At 52.7% G+C, this 17,137-nt stretch carries 11 protein-coding genes, 1 tRNA gene and 2 rRNA genes; 13 read left to right on the top strand and 1 reads right to left on the bottom strand.

Annotation, left to right across the window (positions count from 1 at the left end; genetic code table 11):
- Positions 1 to 42 precede the first annotated feature (42 nt).
- The 9 genes from HRI97_RS11700 to HRI97_RS11660 all read left to right on the top strand — a co-directional run bounded on the left by HRI97_RS11700 (position 43) and on the right by HRI97_RS11660 (position 10,071).
- On the top strand, positions 43 to 777 hold the full coding sequence (locus HRI97_RS11700) for a DUF3261 domain-containing protein (protein ID WP_253725631.1): 735 nt from the start codon (positions 43 to 45) through the stop codon (positions 775 to 777).
- A complete protein-coding gene (locus tag HRI97_RS11695; protein ID WP_253725630.1) occupies positions 774 to 1,982 on the top strand; it encodes a beta-ketoacyl synthase N-terminal-like domain-containing protein in 1,209 nt (402 codons plus the stop codon). Before HRI97_RS11700 ends, HRI97_RS11695 begins: the two co-directional genes overlap by 4 nt.
- Before the next feature lie 81 nt (positions 1,983 to 2,063).
- The gene (locus HRI97_RS11690) at positions 2,064 to 2,567 is read left to right on the top strand and encodes a hotdog family protein (protein ID WP_253725629.1); all 504 of its coding nucleotides are present in this window, start codon (positions 2,064 to 2,066) and stop codon (positions 2,565 to 2,567) included.
- A gap of 60 nt (positions 2,568 to 2,627) precedes the next feature.
- Positions 2,628 to 3,368 carry a 3-oxoacyl-ACP reductase FabG gene (fabG, locus tag HRI97_RS11685; protein ID WP_253725627.1) on the top strand — a complete coding sequence of 247 codons (741 nt, stop codon included), beginning with the start codon at positions 2,628 to 2,630 and terminating at the stop codon, positions 3,366 to 3,368.
- Between the two features lie 61 nt (positions 3,369 to 3,429).
- Positions 3,430 to 4,698, top strand: a complete 1,269-nt coding sequence (locus tag HRI97_RS11680; protein WP_253725626.1) for a beta-ketoacyl-ACP synthase — start codon at positions 3,430 to 3,432, stop codon at positions 4,696 to 4,698.
- Positions 4,699 to 5,171: 473 nt separating this feature from the next.
- Positions 5,172 to 6,551 (top strand): MATE family efflux transporter, encoded by a 1,380-nt coding sequence (locus tag HRI97_RS11675; RefSeq protein ID WP_253725625.1) that lies wholly within the window; start codon positions 5,172 to 5,174, stop codon positions 6,549 to 6,551.
- Between the two features lie 144 nt (positions 6,552 to 6,695).
- Positions 6,696 to 8,276 (top strand): HAL/PAL/TAL family ammonia-lyase, encoded by a 1,581-nt coding sequence (locus HRI97_RS11670; protein WP_253725623.1) that lies wholly within the window; start codon positions 6,696 to 6,698, stop codon positions 8,274 to 8,276.
- A gap of 125 nt (positions 8,277 to 8,401) precedes the next feature.
- Entirely contained in the window at positions 8,402 to 9,376 is a 975-nt protein-coding gene (locus HRI97_RS11665; protein ID WP_180487301.1) for a hypothetical protein, read from the top strand.
- Positions 9,373 to 10,071, top strand: a complete 699-nt coding sequence (locus HRI97_RS11660) for a LysM peptidoglycan-binding domain-containing protein (protein WP_180487300.1) — start codon at positions 9,373 to 9,375, stop codon at positions 10,069 to 10,071. Before HRI97_RS11665 ends, HRI97_RS11660 begins: the two co-directional genes overlap by 4 nt.
- Before the next feature lie 146 nt (positions 10,072 to 10,217).
- On the opposite strand, the gene HRI97_RS11655 is transcribed toward HRI97_RS11660, so the two are convergent.
- Positions 10,218 to 10,778, bottom strand: coding sequence for an NUDIX hydrolase (locus tag HRI97_RS11655; RefSeq protein ID WP_253725621.1), 561 nt, complete (start codon positions 10,776 to 10,778; stop codon positions 10,218 to 10,220).
- Between the two features lie 145 nt (positions 10,779 to 10,923).
- Here HRI97_RS11655 and HRI97_RS11650 point away from each other — a divergent pair, with 145 nt between their 5' ends.
- From HRI97_RS11650 to HRI97_RS11635, 4 genes are all read left to right on the top strand, one after another.
- On the top strand, positions 10,924 to 11,748 hold the full coding sequence (locus HRI97_RS11650) for a cytidylate kinase-like family protein (RefSeq protein WP_253725619.1): 825 nt from the start codon (positions 10,924 to 10,926) through the stop codon (positions 11,746 to 11,748).
- Between the two features lie 436 nt (positions 11,749 to 12,184).
- Positions 12,185 to 13,721, top strand: a 16S ribosomal RNA gene (locus HRI97_RS11645).
- Positions 13,722 to 13,863: 142 nt separating this feature from the next.
- Positions 13,864 to 13,937, top strand: a tRNA-Ile gene (locus tag HRI97_RS11640).
- Positions 13,938 to 14,080: 143 nt separating this feature from the next.
- Positions 14,081 to 17,025 (top strand): 23S ribosomal RNA (locus tag HRI97_RS11635).
- Together the 16S and 23S rRNA genes with 1 tRNA gene alongside form the textbook arrangement of a ribosomal RNA operon.
- The last annotated feature ends 112 nt before the right edge of the window (positions 17,026 to 17,137 follow it).

Genomic DNA, 17,137 nt, shown 5'->3' with positions numbered 1-17,137 from the left:
CCCGAGTTTGACAAAGCGCGCCATACAATTTACAATGGGCGCATGATTACGCAAAAAATGCGCACGGCCGAAACATCGCGTTTCGATGTGTACGCTGCCGAACGATCGTGCGCCCCCGCATACGCTTTCCGCTTGCTCGAAACATCGCGCGAGCATATATGCAGCCGCCGTTTCCGTACGTTTGAAAAAACGCATGCGCCCGTTTTCAAAAATGCGATACTGTGTATGCTCGGGGTATCGCTGCTTGCGATTTTTGTTTCCTGCGCTACGGTACGGCCGCGCGGCATACGCTATCCCGTGCACGTAACGAACGCGCGCGTCGTCGATCTGCTTCCGCCCGATGATATCGCTTTCCCGATCGAAGGGTTGTATATGTTTACCGCGAGTTTCGGCACTTCGTCCTTTTATATGCAGGCCTTTATACAGGCGAACGAGAGCGGTATTTTTATTAATCTGCTGAACGATTTCGGTTCGGATATGGGTACGCTCACGTATACGGGAAGCGAGCTTTCGCTTGCATCGGCGGTGCTGCCGGCCTCTCTCAAAGCGCAGTATATCGTCGCTGATATTCAATTTGCGTATTACGATGCGGACGCGGTCGCCGAATCGCTGCGCCGTGCGGGGCTCGATTTTATCGTTACGAAGGACGGCGATATCGAATTGCGGAGGATCATGAACGGTAAAAAATGCATCGAAGAGATATCGATTACATCTTCTTCGGTGAGTATCATCAACCATCTGCGGGGCTACGAATATCACCTCACGGAGGCCTTGTGACGGATCCGGTGTATCTTTCAAAGCCCGGCGTCGTATGTGCGGCGGGTTCTTCGGCCGATGCATTGTGGCGCTCGTGCGTTGCAGGCGATCGATCGGGCATAAAAAAAGTGCGTTCTCTTTCCGGCAAAGAATTTTTTGCGGGACGGGCGGACGATAAGGTTTTGCATAAAACGGCGGCACGCTTCGATATGCGAAGTATCCGCCTCGAAGACGCGGCGCTCGTACAGATCGAGCGAGATATATTCGCAGCTCTTTCGGCGTACGGTCCCTCGCGCGTCGCCGTGTGTGTCGGTTCGTGCGACAACGGCACGGAACTTTCGCTTCCGGCTCATGCGGCTTTTATCGCGGACGGAGCTTTTCCCGCAGGGTATACGCTTGAAGTGCAGGGCGCCGATTATGCGGCGACGTATGTGTCGGAAAAGTACGGCATACGCGGACCCTCGCTCGCATTCAGCACTGCGTGTTCGTCGAGTGCCGGTGCGATCATCAAAGCTGCGGAATTGTTAAAAAGCGGACTTGCGGACGCGGTGATTGCAGGCGGCGTCGATGTCGCATCTGATACGGTGCTTCTCGGTTTCGATTCGCTCGAAGCCGTTTCGCCGGAGATAACGAACCCGCTCAGCGCAAACAGATGCGGCATCACGCTCGGAGAAGGGGCGGCGTTTTTCGTTATGACGAGGGATGCTTCGAAAGACGGAGAGCCCGTGCGTCTTTTCGGTTGGGGAGAAAGCGCGGACGCCTACCACATGACGTCCCCCGATCCTTCGGGTGCGGGTGCCGCGCGTGCAATGAAAGCGGCGCTCGTTCGTGCGGAACTCATGCCGGATCAAATCGACTATATCAATCTGCACGGAACGGGCACGAAATTCAACGATGCGATGGAAGCGAAAGCCGTTGCCGAAGTGTTTGCAAACTGCGCCGTTTCCGTCGGTTCTACAAAACCGCTTACGGGGCATACGCTCGGCGCGGCAGGTGCATTGGAAGCTGCAATATGCTATACTGCATTGGTTGAAAACGCGGGAAAAGCGGAAGGCGATATCGTGCTGCCGAAGCACGTGTGGGACGGCGTGCGCGATAAAGAGCTGCCGCTTTTGAATATTGCGGGTGCCGTCGGTGCAAAGCAGACCGGGCGCGTAAAAATCTGTGTGTCGAATTCCTTTGCGTTCGGCGGTGCGAATGCGAGCTTAGTGCTGGGTTTGACGTGATTGTGTCCGGTGAACCGCGATCGCGCCGCGCGGCGTGTACGGAGCGATTGCGTGCAGTGTGTACGGGGGGCGAGGAGAACTATGGAAAGCGAAACGATACGTGAAAATTTACCGCAGCGCATCGAGCGCGATGTGCTGATCGATCTCTTGCCGCACAAGGGAAAGATGTTTTTGCTCAGCCGTGTAACGCAGCACGATACGGAAGCGCATACGATTACGAGCGAATACGATATTACGCCGGAGTGCATCTTTTACGAAGGCGCATCCGACGGCGTGCCGACGTGGGCGGGTTTCGAATTTATGGCGCAGGGTATTTCCGCGCTGACGGGCATCACGAATAAAGCGCTCGGCCGCCGTCCGCGTCCCGGCTTTATTTTGAGCGTCAGCAAATTCAAAGCGGCCGTACCGTATCTGAAAAGCGGCACGACGATCGTGATGAAGATAAAAGAAGACTATCGTTCCGAAATGACGTACAGCTACAACTGTGAGCTTTTTGCGTCGGCAGGAGACGACAAGCCTGTCGTTTCTTCGACGATCACCGTTATGGAAACGGAAGATATTACGAATTTGTTTAAAGACGAATAACCGAAAACAAATCAACGATTTGCCGCAAGCGGTGCGGTAAAAATCGAATCAGGAGTTTTTATGGCGGATGAAGCGAAAAAAATAATCGTTACCGGAGCGTCGGGCGGGATCGGCCGTGCGATTGCAGTGGAAGCGGCAAAAGCCGGCTACTATGTTATTTGCCACTACAATCACGGAAAAGAAAAAGCGGAAGAAACGCTTGCTCGGATTACGGCTTCCGGCGGAGAAGGTGAGCTCGTACAATTCAACGTCGCCGACAGGGCGGACTGCAAAGCGAAGCTCGACGCGCTTACTGAAAAACACGGTGCGCTGTGGGGCGTCGTGAGCAATGCGGGTATTACGCGGGACAACACTTTCGTCGGACTGACCGGAGAGGATTGGGATGCGGTGATCCGCACGAACCTCGACAGCTTTTTCAACGTGATCCAACCCCTTGTCATGCCGATGGCGCGCAAAAAGAAGGGACGCATCATCGCCGTGTCGTCGGTGAGCGGTATCATGGGAAACCGCGGACAGACGAATTACAGCGCGTCGAAGGCGGGGATCATCGGAGCGGCAAAAGCGCTCGCGGTCGAACTTGCGAGCCGCCGCATTACCGTAAACACGATCGCTCCCGGCGTTATCGAAACGGATATGACGGCCGCGATCAACGAAGAAGCGAAAAAGATCATCATGCAGACCATTCCGATGGCGAGGGCGGGAAAGCCCGAAGAAGTCGCGTCTCTCGCGGTGTTTTTGCTGTCTGAAGGCGCATCGTATATTACGCGGCAAGTGATCGCTGTCGACGGCGGCCTTCATTAATTAATAATTAATAATATCGTGCCGGAACGAAAATGCGGCGCGGTATTGCGTAGGAGACAATATGACGTATACGAAACCGAACGGAAAGCGGCGGGTCGTCGTAACGGGCGGCGGTATGCTGACCGCTCTCGGCCGCGACTGGCCGACGGCTTTTGCGAAGCTGCAATCCGGCAAAAACTGCATCAAATATATGAGCGATTGGGAACGCTACGAAAAGATGAACACGCGCCTTGCGTGCCCGTACGAAGAAGCGCTCCCGTCGTACCCGAGGAAAAAGATCCGAGGTATGGGACGCGTCGCGCTGCTTTCGCTCGTATCGACCGAAGACGCGCTCAAGATGGCGGGATTGTTAAAAGACGACGGAGATGTCATCGACGAATTGAAAAGCGGCCGCACCGGCATCGCATACGGCACGTGCATGGGAAGTATGGATGCGATCATGGATATCGCCGATATGATGAGGACGGGCGACACGTCGAAGCTTGATTCGCAGACCTATATCAAATCGATGCCGCAGACGAACGCGTGTAATTTGAGCGTCTATTATCAAATTCGCGGCCGCATCATCGTAACCGATACCGCGTGTACGTCGGGAAGTCAGGCGATCGGTTATGCGTACGAAGCGATCGAAGACGGCAGAGCGGAAATCATGATCGCAGGCGGAGCGGAAGAACTTTCTCCTCCCGACGCGGCGATTTTCGATACGCTCGGCGCTACGAGCATCCTCAACAAAACGCCCGAAGCGACGCCGAAACCTTTCGACAAAGACAGAGACGGCCTTGTCATCGGCGAAGGAGCGGGTACGCTGATTTTGGAAGATATGGAACACGCCGTAAAGCGCGGTGCAAAAATGTATGCTGAAGTTGCGGGCTTTGCGACGAATGCGGACGGCACGCACATCACGAGTCCGAACGCTGCAACGCAGGCGCTTGCGCTTTCGATGGCGCTCAAAGACGCCGGTGTCGACGAAAGCAAAATCGCGTACATCAACGCGCACGGCACGGCGACGAGCCACGGTGACATATCGGAATCGCAGGCGGTGTATTCGGTGTTCAATCGGGCGGTACCGATCTCTTCGACGAAGAGCTTTATCGGTCATACGCTCGGCGCGTGCGGCTGTGTGGAAGCATGGCTTACGATCAATATGATGAACGAAGGCTGGTTCCATCCGAACTGTAATCTCGTAAACGACGATCCCGAATGCGCGCCGCTCGACTACATCAAAGGTGCGGGGCGTGAAATCTCGTGCGACTGTGTTATGTCGAACAATTTCGCGTTCGGCGGCGTCAACACATCGCTCGTGTTTAAAAAGATCGAAGGTTTAAATTGAACGTCTGAAATAGCGCCGTTCAATTTAACTTCGAGTTTCCCTTCGGAAAACTCGCGGATATACATGTGCGCTTGCGCGCACTAATTCAACAGTCTCCAAAATTGATATTTTGTTCGACTGTTGAATTTTATGGACAATAAAAGAACATGCAGAGGTTTGCGGGGAAACGACACCGACGGTTTCTTTTCCCCGCGCCCTTATTCGTGCGGAGGGTTTAATACCCCGACGCTTTGCGTCGGGGTTGTTGATGCTTCCCTTTCGCAGGTTAATAATTTTTACAATGTGAGCGACGGCGGCGCATAAGCGCGCGTTTTCAATTCGTTGTCGAGCAAATACGGGGCTTTCGCGTCGGTTTCCGAAAAGATCGTATTTTACAGATACTATTTCTTAATAAAATCCGATATTCGTCGGACACTTAACGTAATCGATCAAAGTCACTATAATACGCCGAATGTTTTCTCAAAGGAATTTATATGTCAAAACATACCTGCTTCGGCACGACGCATTTTTACACTCGCGCGCTTTCGATTGCACTGCCGGTTATGGCGCAGCTTTTGGTACAAAGCTTTGTTTCGCTGATCGACAATTTTATGGTTGCCGGTCTCGGCGATATAAAAATGGCCGGCGTAAATACAGCGGGGATGATTATCTTTGTCTTTATCATCTTCGTAAATACCCTTTGCTCTGCAGGCGGTATTTTTATGTCGCAATTCAGAGGGGCGAAAGACAGTGAAGGCATGCAGCAGAGCCTGCGCTTTAAACTTTTGCTCACCGGTACGGCGGGACTTGCGTTTACGATTATCGGTTTGATTGCACCGCGAGGTTTGTTCCATCTTATGCTGACGGTGAATACCGATGCGGAGCCGATTATCGATCAGGCCGTACGCTACTCGCGCGCGGTTGCACTTTCATGGATACCGATGGTGTTTTCACAATCGCTTGCTTCTTCTTTGCGCGAAATCGAAATCGTCCGCCCTCCGTTGGTTATCTCCGTTATTGCAACGCTTGTAAATACATTCTTTAATTGGGTTTTTATTTTCGGAAACCTCGGTTGTCCGCGTCTTGAAGTTGAAGGAGCCGGAATCGCAACAGTCATTGCGCGATCGGCGGAGCTGATATTGTTTATTGCGTATGTTGTCGTAAAAAAGCCGCCGTTCCTTTTCAATATATTCAAACTCTTCAAAATAAAAGTGCGGCTGTTCGGAACGATTATCAAAAAATCGACTATGATTTTATATTCGGAGCTGACATGGGCTTTGGCGGAAGCCGTTTCAACCGCTTTGTACAATACGCGCGGAGGAGCGGAAGTCGTCTCCGGTATGTCGGCGGGTTTTGCGATTGCAAATCTCTTCTTTATCTGTTTTTCAGGAATCGTAACGGCTTCGTCGGTTATATTGGGACAGGAACTGGGGGCGGGCAGACTTGAAGAAGCAAAAAAATATAAAAATTGGATACTGTCCGGTTCCGTACTCTTCGGTTTTATATTTATGGCAGCCGGATTTTGTACGGTAGGTTTAATCCCCTTTGTGTTTAAAAATTTAAGCGGCGGTTCTCAAGCTATTGCACGCGGTCTTATTATCACCGCAGCTGCATACCTCCCGCTTTGGGCATATTTAAATGCACAGTATGCGATTTCACGCACCGGAGGCGACACGACGATGGGTGTTATCTGCGATACTATTGCCAATATTCTTTTTGTAGGCGGCATCTTTCTTTTAGTACGCTTTACCGCACTCGGTCCCGTTGCGATGTATGCGATCGTTAAAACCTCCGATGCGGTCAAAGCCGTCATCGCGCATTTTTGGCTCAAAAAAGAACGTTGGCTTGTGAACTTGACTTCCGATAAAAAGTAAAATCGCTGCGCGGCCTCTGCATTATTAAACGGGACGCGCAATTTCAGACGTTCAATTTAAACCTTCGAATAAAAATAATTTCCGCATTCGGCAACTTGTGTATTAACGCGATATGGTATACAGTAATTCAAACAAGGGAATACAATGATGAAAACGATAACGGTTGACGGCGGGCATCTTACAATCGACGATGTGTGTGCCGTCGCATACGGTAAAAGTGCGGTTTCGTTTCCGGAGGACGACGCGTTTTTCGAAACGCTCCGCCGGTCGCGCACATTTCTTGAAGAGTATATCGCAAAGGGTTTTCCGACATACGGCGTAACGACGGGTTTCGGCGATTCGTGCGGAAACCAAATCAATCCTTCACGCGCGGCAGAGCTGCAAAAGTCCATCGTGCGCTTTCACGGCATCGGGCTCGGTAAAAAATTTTCGCACGAAGAAGGACGCGCCGTCGTACTGTGCCGATTGAACTCCGACGTAAAAGGCGGGCATTCGGCGATTAGGCCCTCCCTTGCAGAAATGCTCAAAACCCTGCTCGACAAAGATATCGTTCCCGTGATCCCCGAACTGGGATCGGTCGGCGCATCGGGCGATTTGACGCCGCTGTCCTATGTGGCTGCCGTCGTCATGGGAGAGCGCGAAGCGTATTACAAAGGAAAAATTGTTCCGGCTATCGATGCGCTCAAAGCCGAAGGAATCGCCCCTCTTCCGCTTGCGGCGAAAGAAGGACTTGCGATCATGAACGGTACGTCGGTGATGACGGCCGTCGCCTCCCTTTCGTGGAAGCGCGCGCGGAGGCTTGCGAATATCTGCGATTTCGTCACCGCTGCAACTGCGGAAATCGTACGCGGCAACGAAGTGCCCTTCCGAAAAAAAGTTTCGGAGATGAAAAATCATACGGGACAGATCGAAAGCGCGGGCTATATTTACGATATCGTAAGAAACTCGAAGCGCGTGTATCGATACGAAGACCTGCTCGAACGCATCGGATCCATCGGCGACGCGCAGTTTGAAAAGCGCTTTGTCAAAATTCAAGACCGCTATTCCATTCGCTGCTCTCCGCAGATAAACGGCGTTCTGCGCGATACGCTTCGGATTGCGCGGCAATGGATCGAAGAAGAGCTCAACTCCGCGAACGATAATCCCCTCGTCAACGTCGATACGGGAGAGCTTTACAACACCGGCAATTTTTACGGCGGACACATCTGCGCCGCCTGCGATTACCTGCGCATCGCGCTTGCGAACATCAGCGATTTGGCGGATAAACAGGCGGAGATCATAATCGACGGAAAATTCAACAGCCTCACGGAAAACCTGATCCCGTTTACCGACGATACCGACGAACGCGCGGGACTGCGATTCGGCTTTAAGGCGGCGCAGATCACGATGTCGGCGATTCGTGCGGAAGTGCAGCATTGCTGTACGGCCATGAGTATTCAGTCAAGTCCGACGGAAGCGCTCAATCAGGATAAAGTTTCCATGGGTACGATTTCGGCGCGAAAACTGCGCGACCAAATCGATCTCATCTATCTGCAATACGCCGTACACATACTCGCAGTGTGCCAAGCGGTCGATTTGATAGGCGCTTCGGAGTTCGGCGAATTTACGCAACGAGTGCATGCCGAAGTCCGCGCCGTTTCCGCTCCGCTCGTGGACGACCGCCGGCTCGATGAAGACGCGGAAAAAGTCGCGCGGTTGCTCGAAGCGACGGAACTCTTTGAGTAAACGAAGAAATATCCGAGAAAATGTCTTGACATCCGCATTGCGGAAATGCTGAAAATGCGATACAATGATTTCGGTGTATTGCCGTACTAAAGGCAATTTAGCAATGAAAATTATGGAGGCAGAACGTGAAAAAGTGTTATATAATTTTTTTCAGTACTGCGTTGGTACTCGGTTTCGTATCGTGTAAATCAACAAAGCAGGACAAAGCGCCGAGCGTGCCGACTGCGGAACAGCCGGTAACGGACGTGCCTGTCGCGGCGGACAATTCAGCCGCCCTTGATGCGGCGGAGACCGCACGTCGTGCCGCCGTTAAAGCGGGAGCCGATAAAGCGGCACCCGATCAATTCAACGATACGGATGCGCGCTACAACGAACTTATGAAGCGGAGCAAGGCGGGCGAAAACGTAACGGTTGAACTGGCCGACGTAACGGCGCGGTATCGTGCGCTTGAAGAGTACACGAAAGCGGCTGCGCTTAAAAACCGCATCGACGAACTCGGCTTTCAATCTTACGATAAGATGAACTACAACAAGGGTGCGAACGCGCTGAGTGCGGCGGAAAAACTTTCGGCGGATAAATCGTCGACGGGCGCGCAGCTCTATGAACAGGCGCACACGGCTTATGCGTCGCTCGGTACGGCGCTCCAAAATGCATTTAGAACGCGTGCACGTGAAGAGCGGACGGCGGCATTCACCGCGAAACGCAATGCCGACAGCGTGTATGCGGCGGTCGCGGAAAAGAAAGCATATGACGGCGGTGTTGCGGATTTCCGCAGCGGAGACACGAGCTATGCGCAGCAGGATGCCGAAAATGCGTTGAAGCACTACGGTGATGCGCGCAAAACGTTTGAAAAGTTGTATGCCGATATTTCCGAAAAACGTGCGGCTGCGCAGGAAGCGATTGAAAAAGCAAAAGCGAAAGTTGCCGAAACGTCGGAATACGCGGTACAGGCGGATAAAGACGCTCCGCTTTCGGGCAGCAATATCAAAGGCATCGAAGACGAAAATGCGGTTCTGCTTAAGGCTGAAACTTACGATGATCCTGCAAAGGCCGCGCAAGCGGTACCCGAAACGATCAGCGATACGGAGGCTGCAAAATGAAAAAATTATTAATTATTATCGCTTCGATTGCTTTTGTCGGAACGGTTGCGTTCGCTGTAAGCTACAAAAACAATACGTATCAAAAGCTTGCCGACGAATATACGCGTCAAGCGCAAGCCGCGCTCAATGCCGGCCGCTATGACGAATCGATTGAGCTTTCAAAAAAAGCCGAAGAAAACGCGGCGCTTTCCCGCGCATACATCGATATGATGCTCGCAAAAAAGGCGGCCGACGATGAAATGAAAATTGCGCAAAATAAAATCGCGTGGGCAAAGAGCATTGATGCGGATAAAAATTTTCCGATGGCGTTTACTGCCGCGCAAAACAAGTACTCCAGTGCAGAAAAATCCTACGGAGGCGAAGACTATAAAGCCGCTGCGAATTACGCGCGCGAGTCGGTCGCCCTGCTTGACGGTGTGCGAGAAGTAACTCCGCTTCCGGAATTCTATGTCGTTCGTCCGTGGGCGGATACGAAGGATTGCTTTTGGAATATTTCGGGGCGTCCGTATATCTACAACAATCCGCTTCTGTGGGAAAACCTGTATCAGGCGAACAAAACGAATATCCCGCGTCCGGAAGATCCGAATTTGATTTTGCCCGGTATGAAGATGCAGATTCCGAGCTTGAGCGGTGAAATCCGTTCCGGCGTCTACGATCCTGCGAAGGCTTACGATCCGTACAACGTCGCGCGCTGATTTCGCATTCAACGGCTATATTTAAATGTAATCCGGTCGATGTGTGTCTGTACACCGACCGGTTTTTTTATTGCGCTTAATAATTCGGAAATAAAACCGTCTTACAAGTTTCCTTGTTGTGTATTGTAAAAACAGTTCGCTTGCTTTTACGCTTTTTCTTTTCGGCGCTGATAGAGGGCGACGGCTGCCGCCATGAGTGCGTGCGAATATTCTTTTTTTGAGCCGAGGCCGGCGATTACTTCCTGTTGATCGAGTTCGAGGTAATGCACGTATTCGTCTTTATCCAAATGCTGTTTGTGAATATTCGTCAAATCTTCCGCAGCGAAAAAATGCACGTGATTAGACATGAGTGCAGGGTTCGGACTCATCGTCCCGAGATAAATGAGCCGTCCTGCCGTGTGTCCCGTTTCTTCGAGCAGCTCCCGTGCGGCAGCCTGTTCGGGTGTCTCTCCTTCGTCCATGACGCCGCCGGGGAACTCGATACTCAGCACGCATTCGGCGTGCCGCCATTGTTTTACCATCAGAAATTTACTGCCGTGTACCGGTATGACGATCGCCCAATCGTGTCCCGGTTCGATGACCATATAATTTCCTTTTTGTCCGTCGGGTGCAACGCTGTCCGTTTCGGTTACCGTAAATACCGGTGTTTTTAATAATACGCGTTTTCCGTTTTCCTGCCAAATAAGCGCGCTGTCGTCAGTATTCATATCCGATTGCTCCCGTAACATTGATGCATAAAGTTTAACTCCGTCCGTTTCGCATTTGCCCGATAAAATAAATTGCTTTATTTTTCGGTTATGTTGAGTTATACTGTATTTACGAAAATTATAAAAGCGTGTATGGGAGGAGTATATGGCTATTGTTGCAATTTCTCGACAGCTTGCGGCGCTCGGCGATGAAATCGCTGCGATCGCGGCGGAAAAACTGGGGTACGTATTTATCCGCAGGGATGAACTTGAAAAGCGTATCGTGGAGCTCGGATTTCCCGCCGAAAAGCTCGGCAAGTACGATGAAAAAAAGCCGGGCTTTTTTGCGGCGCTCGTCAAAGACCGCGACGAATACCTGCACTATCTGCAGACGGCGGTGCTCGAGGTCGCAAGCCAAAACAACTGCGTGCTTATCGGGCGAGGCGCATATATTATATTGGAAGACGTTCCGAATGTCGTTTCATTTCGTCTTGTCGCGAAAGATTCCCTCAGGCTGCAGCGGCTCGAAAACGAATTCGCGTGTACGTCGAAACAGGCGCAACAAAAAATTGATGAAAGCGATAAAAACAGAAGCGGTTTTCATAAGAGTTTTTTCGATGTCGATATAGCCGATCCGACGCATTTCCATTTTGTGCTGAATACGGGACTTATCGGTGCGGATGAAAGCGGAGCGCTTATCGCCGATTTTGTTAAATCGCATATTTCATCCGAACGCGACGCGCAGGGAGCGGAAAAAATAAAAACGCTTCTTTCGGCACAACGACTTGTCAATACGCTCGTATTTACGCATAAAGTCAATATAGAATTTTTGCATGCCGAGATCGACGGCAAAACGATTGTGCTGCAGGGCGTTGCGGATTCTTCGGCCGTCGTTGAACAAGCCGTCGCGCTTGCAAAAAAAGAGATGTCCGGATACGATGTAACCTCTCGCGTAAGTATCGTGCAGGATTTTAAAGCGCATCCGAAATGATTTTGAATTAATTCTTGCGGTGTTTTTGACAGAAAGTTCAAGCGTGTTTATTAATAATAAATTTGTTATTAATTGATAATAAAGAGTCTTTTTATCCGGGATAAAATTAATAATTATTAAACTGTACTCAAGTGCGCGGTATTCCGTTTTTCGTGCGCGCTGCTTTCGAGGCGGGTACGATGAGCGTGCCGGCGGGCGCGGCAGTGCAGGGTGGTGGTGAAAAGAGCATGAAAAAAGAGTAGCGAGGTACTTGACACGCAGGGGGAAAAAGAAGTAAATTACAAGCTACCCGCTCAAACTGTGGGTATGCTGTTTGACAGGCAAAGGGAAGGAAAGAAAGCAAGACGCATGCGGAGACACAAAAGTCTCCCGAATTAAGCGAGAGCAAGCGGGGACAAACGAACGGAATTAGCCCCGGAGTAATCCGGGAAAAATAATGATGGAGAGTTTGATCCTGGCTCAGAACGAACGCTGGCGGCGCGTCTTAACCATGCAAGTCGAGCGGCAGGCAGCAATGCCGAGAGCGGCGGACTGGTGAGTAACACGTGGATAACGTACCCCGATGCCCGGGACAGCCTGTAGAAATAGAGGGTGATACCGGATAGATCACTGTTTACGGAAGGTAGACAGCGGGAAAGGAGCTTCGGCTCCGCGCCGGGAACGGTCTGCGGCCCATCAGCTGGACGGCGGGGTAACGGCCCGCCGTGGCGAGGACGGGTATCCGGCCTGAGAGGGCGGACGGACACATTGGGACTGAGATACGGCCCAGACTCCTACGGGAGGCAGCAGGTAAGAATATTCCGCAATGGGGGGAACCCTGACGGAGCGACGCCGCGTGAACGAAGAAGGCCGGAAGGTTGTAAAGTTCTTTTCTGTCCGAGGAATAAGTTTTGGAGGAAATGCCAAGATGGTGACGGTAGGGCAGGAATAAGCACCGGCTAATTACGTGCCAGCAGCCGCGGTAACACGTAAGGTGCGAGCGTTGTTCGGAATTATTGGGCGTAAAGGGCATGCAGGCGGGTCGCCAAGCTTGGTAAGAAATACCGGGGCTCAACTCCGGAGCTATATTGAGAACTGGCGAGCTAGAGTTGCCGAAGGGTATCCGGAATTCCGCGTGAAGGGGTGAAATCTGTAGATATGCGGAAGAACACCGATGGCGAAGGCAGGATACCGGCGGACGACTGACGCTGAGGTGCGAAGGTGCGGGGAGCAAACAGGATTAGATACCCTGGTAGTCCGCACAGTCAACGATGTACACTGGGCGTGTGCGCAAGAGCGTGCGTGCCGAAGCAAACGCGATAAGTGTACCGCCTGGGGAGTATGCCCGCAAGGGTGAAACTCAAAGGAATTGACGGGGGCCCGCACAAGCGGTGGAGCATGTGGTTTAATTCGATGGTACGCGAGGAACCTTACCTGGGTTTGACATCAAGAGGGATCATATAGAGATATGTGAGCGTAGCAATACGGCTCTTGACAGGTGCTGCATGGCTGTCGTCAGCTCGTGCCGTGAGGTGTTGGGTTAAGTCCCGCAACGAGCGCAACCCCTACTGCCGGTTACTAACAGGTAGAGCTGAGGACTCAGGCGGAACTGCCTGCGACAAGCAGGAGGAAGGCGGGGACGACGTCAAGTCATCATGGCCCTTATGTCCAGGGCTACACACGTGCTACAATGGCCGCCACAGAGCGGGGCGAAGCCGAGAGGCGGAGCAGAACGCAGAAAAGCGGTCGTAGTCCGGATTGAAGTCTGAAACTCGACTTCATGAAGCTGGAATCGCTAGTAACCGCACATCAGCACGGCGCGGTGAATACGTTCCCGGGCCTTGTACACACCGCCCGTCACACCATCCGAGCAGGGGGTACCCGAAGCCGGCAGTCCAACCGCAAGGGGGACGCTGTCGAAGGTACGCTTTGTGAGGGGGGTGAAGTCGTAACAAGGTAGTCGTACCGGAAGGTGCGGCTGGATCACCTCCTTTTCCAAGGGAAGAGGGACGCGCAGTGTACGCGCGTAACCCGCATGTGTCAGGCTGTTCGAGCCGTATCGGTTTGAACAGTATTCGCTTTCTTTCTTTCCTTGTGCCCCTTGAGCAGCAAGTACGTGCGGCTATTATCAAACACGGGACAGTAGCTCAGTTGGTTAGAGCACCGCTCTGATAAGGCGGGGGTCAATAGTTCAACTCTATTCTGTCCCAGATTCAAAAAGGACAGACGTGAGAGGGCCGTCTCAAAAGTCGATTACTTTTTCGACAGCCTTATGCTCTTTGAAAATATAGGGAAGGGAAGAAGGTTTGAGCGCTGGAGCGGTTGGAAGCTTTAGGCGCGGGAAAGAGAATATGGTCAAGCAAGAAGAGGTTTGCGGCGGATGCCTGGGAGCTGTCCGGCGAAGAAGGCCGCGGTAAGCTGCGAAAAGCTGCGGGGAGGAGCACACATCCTGAGATCCGCAGATAGCCGAATGGGGTAACCCGTATGCCGCAAGGCATACACCGCGCGCGGGAAGAAGATACTGCGGCGGAGCGATACTGCGTGAAGTGAACCATCTAAGTAACGCGGGAAGAGAAATCAAAAGAGATTGCGCAAGTAGCGGCGAGCGAACGCGCAGGAGCCTAAACCCTTTTGTAGGGTGTTGCAGGGCCGCACGGGGATGACCCGTGGAGTTGGTGAGAAAACCGATATTTAGCGGAAGCGTCTGGAAAGGCGCGCGAGACAGCGTGAAAGCCGCGTATGCGAAAGATATCGGACTCCATGGTGCGGTACCTAAGTAGGGCGGGGCACGAGAAACCCTGTTTGAATCCGGGTCGACCACGATCCAAGGCTAAATACGAGACAGCTACCGACAGCGAAGAGTACCGTGAGGGAACGGCGAAAAGAACCCCGGTGAGGGGAGTGAAAGAGAACCTGAAACCGCAAACCGACAAGATGTCACGGCGCGCGAGCGTTGTGGCGTGTCTTTTGTAGAATAAACCTGCGAGTTGCGCTGCGCGGCGAGGCTAAGGGTTGGAAGATCCGGAGCCGGAGCGAAAGCGAGTGTGAAAAGTGCGAAAAGTCGCGTGACGCAGACCCGAAGCCAAGGTGATCTAATTATGGGCAGGCTGAAGGCAGGGTGAAACCTGTTGGAGGGCCGAACAGTAATCTGTTAAAAAAGGTAGTGATGACCTGTGATTAGGAGTGAAAGGCTAAACAAACCTGGAAATAGCTGGCTCTCCCCGAAATGCCTTTAGGGACAGCCTCATGCAAAGCGGAAGGAGGTAAAGCACCGGATGGGATAGGGGGCGTCACAGTCTACCGACACCAATCGAACTCAGAATGCCATCCGCCAACGCATGGGAGTGAGACTGTGTGCTCCAAGGTTCATAGTCGAGAGGGAAACAGCCCGGACCGACGGCAAAGGTCCCAAAATAACGCTCAGTGTGAAATGAGGTGCGTCTGCACAGACAGCCAGGAGGTTGGCTCAGAAGCAGCCATTCCTTAAAAGAGTGCGTAACAGCTCACTGGTCGAGCAGGCGTGCGCAGACAATGTAACGGGGCTAAGCGTTATACCGAAGCCGCGGGCCCGCATTGTAAGAGATGCGGGCGGTAGGGGAGCATTGCGCTAACCGAAGAAGGCGTACCTGTGAGGGGCGCTGGAGGAAGCGGAAGAGAGAATGCAGGCACAAGTAACGAAAAGACGGGTGAGATTCCCGTCCGCCGAAAGCCTGAGGATTCCCGGGTAAAGGCAATCTGCCCGGGGTAAGTCGGCCCCTAAGGCGAGGACGAAAGTCGTAGTCGATGGGAAATCGGTTCAAAATCCGATACCCGGCTCAGTTTTGAAGGCAGGACGCATGAGGTGAAATCCGGCAGAAGAACGGTAGTTTCTGTCCAAGCGGTAAGGTGTTGAGAGGGCGGTTAAAAGAGCCCTTGAGCTGAGCCGTTACGGGGAGCGGAGCGCAGGCGAAGCGAAGCGGATGTAATCAAGGTGCCGGGAAATACTGTCTAAAGCTAGGCTGAGTCGGACCGTACCGGAAACGGACACACGCAGGCAGGATGAGTAATCTAAGGCGCACGAGCGACCCCGCGTTAAGGAACTCGGCAAAAAGCACACGTAACTTCGGAAGAAGTGTGGCTCACGCTGATAAGGATGTGAGCGGCAGAAAGCAGGCCCAGGCGACTGTTTACCAAAAACACAGCCATCTGCGAACCGGCAACGGGACGTATAGGTGGTGACACCTGCCCGGTACCGGAAGGTTAAGGGGAGGGGTTAGCAGCAATGCGAAGCTCCGAACCGAAGCCCCGGCAAACGGCGGCCGTAACTATAACGGTCCTAAGGTAGCGAAATTCCTTGTCGGGTAAGTTCCGACCCGCACGAATGGTGTAACGATTCTGGGCGCTGTCTCAACGCGGGACTCGGTGAAACTTATATTCCGGTAAAGAAGCCGGATACCCGTAATTAGACGGAAAGACCCCGTGAACCTTCACCGCAGCTTATCACTGGGATTCTATCCGCCATGTGTAGGATAGCCGGGAGGCTGTGAAGCGTGCGCGTCAGCGTGCGTGGAGCCGTTGGTGAAATACCGGCCCTGGCGGATGGGATTTCTAACTCCGGTCCGTGAAGCCGGAAGGGGGACAGTGATTGGCGGGCGGTTTGACTGGGGCGGTCGCCTCCTAAAGGGTAACGGAGGCGCGCGAAGGTCTCCTCGCGGTGGTTGGAAATCATCGTACGAGTGTAAAGGCACAAGGAGGCTTGACTGCGAGTGAGACATCACGAGCAGGTGCGAAAGCAGGTCTTAGTGATCTGGCGGCGGCAAGTGGAAGCGCCGTCACTTAACGGACAAAAGGTACTCCGGGGATAACAGGCTGATTTTCCCCAAGAGTTCACATCGACGGGAAAGTTTGGCACCTCGATGTCGGCTCATCGCATCCTGGGGCTGGAGCAGGTCCCAAGGGTTTGGCTGTTCGCCAATTAAAGCGGTACGTGAGCTGGGTTCAGAACGTCGCGAGACAGTTCGGTCCCTATCTGTTACGGGCGTTGGAAGTTTGAGAGGAGCTGCTTTTAGTACGAGAGGACCGAAGCGGACGAACCTCTGGTATACCGGTTATCCTGCCAAGGGTAAGTGCCGGGTGGCTACGTTCGGAAGGGATAACCGCTGAAAGCATCTAAGCGGGAAGCCCGCCTCAAGATGAGACATCCCTGAGGGTATAACCCTCCTAAAGACCCCGGAGACACTATCCGGTTGATAGGCTGCAGGTGCAGGCACGGCGACGTGCACAGCCGAGCAGTACTAATAGGTCGTGAGGCTTGACCATATTATCGTTCCCGTGCTATAGCGCGAAACACTATACATACAGCACATAAAAGCTCGTGTGAAACGACGGCAGGTGCTTTGTTTTACCCCTGCCCCTTCTTCCTTTTCTTTTT

This window comes from Treponema socranskii subsp. buccale, from assembly GCF_024181585.1.
Classification (GTDB): Bacteria; Spirochaetota; Spirochaetia; order Treponematales; family Treponemataceae; genus Treponema_D; species Treponema_D buccale.
The sequence above is the reverse complement of the archived record's forward strand: the minus strand, read 5'-3'. Positions and strand labels throughout refer to the sequence as shown.